Below are 3,027 nucleotides of genomic sequence, written 5' to 3'. Positions count from 1 at the left end.
GTGACTGGAGTTCGGACCTCTGCTCTTCCGTCCCCCAGCAGCGCGCCCCCGCCGCGGTTGAAGGCGCGCCGGACCGCGGGCCGCCGCACCGCGCCCGATAGCCGCGCGGCGAGCAGCGCGTAGATGCCGGCATTCAACGCGGCCAGCGTCACGAAACTGCCCACCAGCACCGCCGCCTGCGGCGCGAAGGGTGCGGCGGCATCGACGAAGAGCGGCACGAAGGCGACGAAGAACGCGATCGACTTCGGATTCAGCGCGGTGACGACATAGGCGTCGCGGAAGGCGCGCCGGGCGGAAACGGGGGCCGCCGCCCCATCGTCCACCGGCGCGCGCCACAGCCGCACGCCGAGCCAAACCAAGTACGCCGCGCCGGTGAATTTCAGCACCGTGAACAGCGTGGCGGACGCCGCGAGCAGCGCACCGAGCCCCGCGAGCGAGAGCGTCATCGCCGTCAGGTCGCCGAGTGCGACGCCGGCCACGAGCGGCAGCGCCGCCCGCCGGCCCGCGCCCAGCGACTGACCGATCACCAGCAGGATGGTCGGCCCCGGGATCGCCAGCATCACCGCAGTCGCGGCAAGGAAGGCGAGCCAGGTCTCGACCGCCACGGCGCTATTCCGCCGCGCGCGCCGTCGCGGCATTCGCCGCGTCCAGCGCCTGGCTGAGGTCGTCGATGATGTCGGCGACATCCTCGAGCCCGACGGACAGCCGCACCGTGCCGTCCGCGATGCCGAGCCGCGCGCGTTCCTCCGCCCCCACCCGCATATGCGTCGTGGTGGCGGGATGCGTGGCGAGCGACTTCGAATCGCCGAGGTTGTTCGAGATGTCGATCAGCCGCAGCGCGTCCATGAAGCGGAAGCAGGCCTCCTTGCCGCCCTTGAGGTCGAAGGTGACGAGCGTCCCGCCGGCCGACATCTGCGCCATGGCGAGTTTCTGCTGCGGATGGTCGGCGCGGAAGGGGTAGAGCACGCGGGCAACCTCCGCACGCTCGGCCAGCATGTCCGCGACCGCGGCCGCGTTGCGGCACATGGCGGGCACGCGCAGGTGCAGGGTCTCGAGCCCCTTGAGGATCACCCAGGCGTTGAACGGGCTGATGGACGGGCCGGTGTTGCGGATGAAGGGCTGCAGCACGTCCTCGACCCACTTCTTCGAACCCAGCACGCAGCCGCCGAGCACGCGGCCCTGGCCGTCGAAATGCTTGGTCGCGGAATAGACGACGATGTCCGCGCCGAAGGCCATCGGCTTCTGCAGCAGCGGTGTCGCGAAGACATTGTCCACCACCACCAGCGCGCCGGCCTTGTGGGCGAGGTCGCACACCGCCCTGAGGTCCACGATGTCGAGCATCGGGTTGGACGGCGTTTCCAGCAGCACCATCGTGGTCGGCTTCGAAAGCGCCGCTTCCCACTGCGCGAGGTCCCCGCCATCGACGAATTCCGTCGCGACGCCGTAGCGCGGCAGCAGCGTCGAGACGATCCAGTGGCAGGAGCCGAACAGCGCGCGGGAAGCGACGACGCGATCCCCCGCCTTGAGGTGGGAGAGCATCGCGGCATGCACCGCGGCCATGCCGGTGGCGGTGCAACGGCAGGCCTCCGCCCCTTCCAGCGCGGCGATGCGCTGTTCGAGCATGGCGACCGTCGGGTTGCCGAAGCGGGAATACTGGTAGTGGACCTCGGTGCCGGCGAAGGTCGCCTCGGCCTGGGCGGCGCTGTCGTAGACGAAGCCGGAGGTGAGGAACATCGCCTCCGCCGTCTCGTCGAAGCCCGAGCGCATCTGCCCGCCGCGCACGAGCAGAGTGGCGGGGCGAAGCGGGCGGTCGGGGCTGGACTTGGCCATGGGGCGAACCTTCGCGAAACGAAGCGTCCGGCCCCTTCACGGGCGGCGGGTGCGGGCACCCGCACGGCCGTTTAGCGCGCTTCTTTTCGCGTCCCGCAGGATGCGCCCCCGAAGGGAACCTCGCCGCAAGCTGGCCGGACAAATCGCGAGGGGCGTCTCCGCCGGGGCCGTCGTTACGCCGGGGCGGGGCGGCGGGTCAAGCGGGTGTCTTGCCGGCGGGCGGGCGGGCCGCCTATACGGAAGGGGCTGCGGGCGTAGTTCAGAGGTAGAACGTCAGCTTCCCAAGCTGAATGTCGTGGGTTCGATTCCCATCGCCCGCTCCAGCCCCCCCTTCCCCGCCCAGGTCAGATCGTCGGCAGCGGTTTGTTCGTGAAGCGGCGCGTTACGGGGTCGACCTCGTGCACGTAGCAGGTCCAGGTCGGGCCGGTGCGCTCGCCCCAGACGAAGGCCGGGATCTGGTAGTCGCCGCGGGCAAGCCGGTGCGTCAGGATGTAGCCGCGCTCCGTGGCGATGTTGATCGCCTCCTTGTCCTTGCGGACGTTGTTGGTGTTGCGATCCTCGCCATCCGAGTTGAGGTTGCCGTGGAAGGCGAGCAGTCGGTGGCCGTCCTTCGCCGCGAGGTACACGTTGCACCCCGTCAGCGGCCCCGTCAGGAACACCGTGGCGCGGCTGGACATCTTGGTCAGCGTGCACTTGTCCTCCTGCCAGGGCAGGAAGCAGACCCGCTTGTGCGCGTGGTTGTTGCTTTCCAGCACGCGGATCAGCGGCAACCCGGGCACGTCGCGGACGGCCACGACCAGCGTCGCGCCCAGCCGCGTCTCGTTGGTCCGCATGAACTCGATCCCGCGGGTGCCGCACAAGGCCCGGTTGAAGGTGGCGTTCGTCAGGTCGTCCGACCCGCCGGGCGCGTAGAGTTCCGGATGCAGCAGGCAGGCATGGGTCCGGATATAGGCCACAGGGTCCGCTGAGAAGGCGGCGGCGTCGCCATGCGCGACCTCCTGCGCCGCGCCACCCTGCGGTGCGGATACCGTGATTGCCTGCGACATGGATCGTTTCCTTGCTGCCACCCTGCCCGGTCACGTTACCGGCGCGTCCCGCTGCGGGACAGCGCTGAATGACGGGCACATGCCGCCGCGGCGGGCGCACCGGCCGCTCGCCCCGCGGGCCCGGACGCCGCCCGCGGCGCGGGATCGGCCG

General features: G+C 70.5%; 3 protein-coding genes and 1 tRNA gene. 1 reads left to right on the top strand and 3 read right to left on the bottom strand.

The window, feature by feature from the left end; genetic code table 11:
• Positions 1-605: LysE family translocator (locus tag HW577_RS23085; RefSeq protein ID WP_198378458.1), on the bottom strand; the 605-nt coding region annotated here is incomplete at its 3' end.
• A gap of 4 nt (positions 606-609) precedes the next feature.
• Positions 610-1,830 (bottom strand): O-succinylhomoserine sulfhydrylase, encoded by a 1,221-nt coding sequence (gene metZ, locus HW577_RS23080; protein ID WP_198378457.1) that lies wholly within the window; start codon positions 1,828-1,830, stop codon positions 610-612.
• A 248-nt stretch (positions 1,831-2,078) separates the two neighbouring features.
• Between metZ and HW577_RS23075 the strand changes: the two genes are divergently transcribed.
• A tRNA-Gly gene (locus HW577_RS23075) sits at positions 2,079-2,153 on the top strand.
• A gap of 21 nt (positions 2,154-2,174) precedes the next feature.
• Here the strand turns inward: HW577_RS23075 and HW577_RS23070 are convergent.
• A complete protein-coding gene (locus HW577_RS23070; protein WP_198378456.1) occupies positions 2,175-2,876 on the bottom strand; it encodes a hypothetical protein in 702 nt (233 codons plus the stop codon).
• Positions 2,877-3,027: the final 151 nt, after the last annotated feature.

Origin of the sequence: Neoroseomonas rubea (assembly GCF_016106015.1) — a bacterium.
GTDB lineage: Bacteria > Pseudomonadota > Alphaproteobacteria > Acetobacterales > Acetobacteraceae > Neoroseomonas > Neoroseomonas rubea.
The sequence above is the reverse complement of the archived record's forward strand: the minus strand, read 5'-3'. Positions and strand labels throughout refer to the sequence as shown.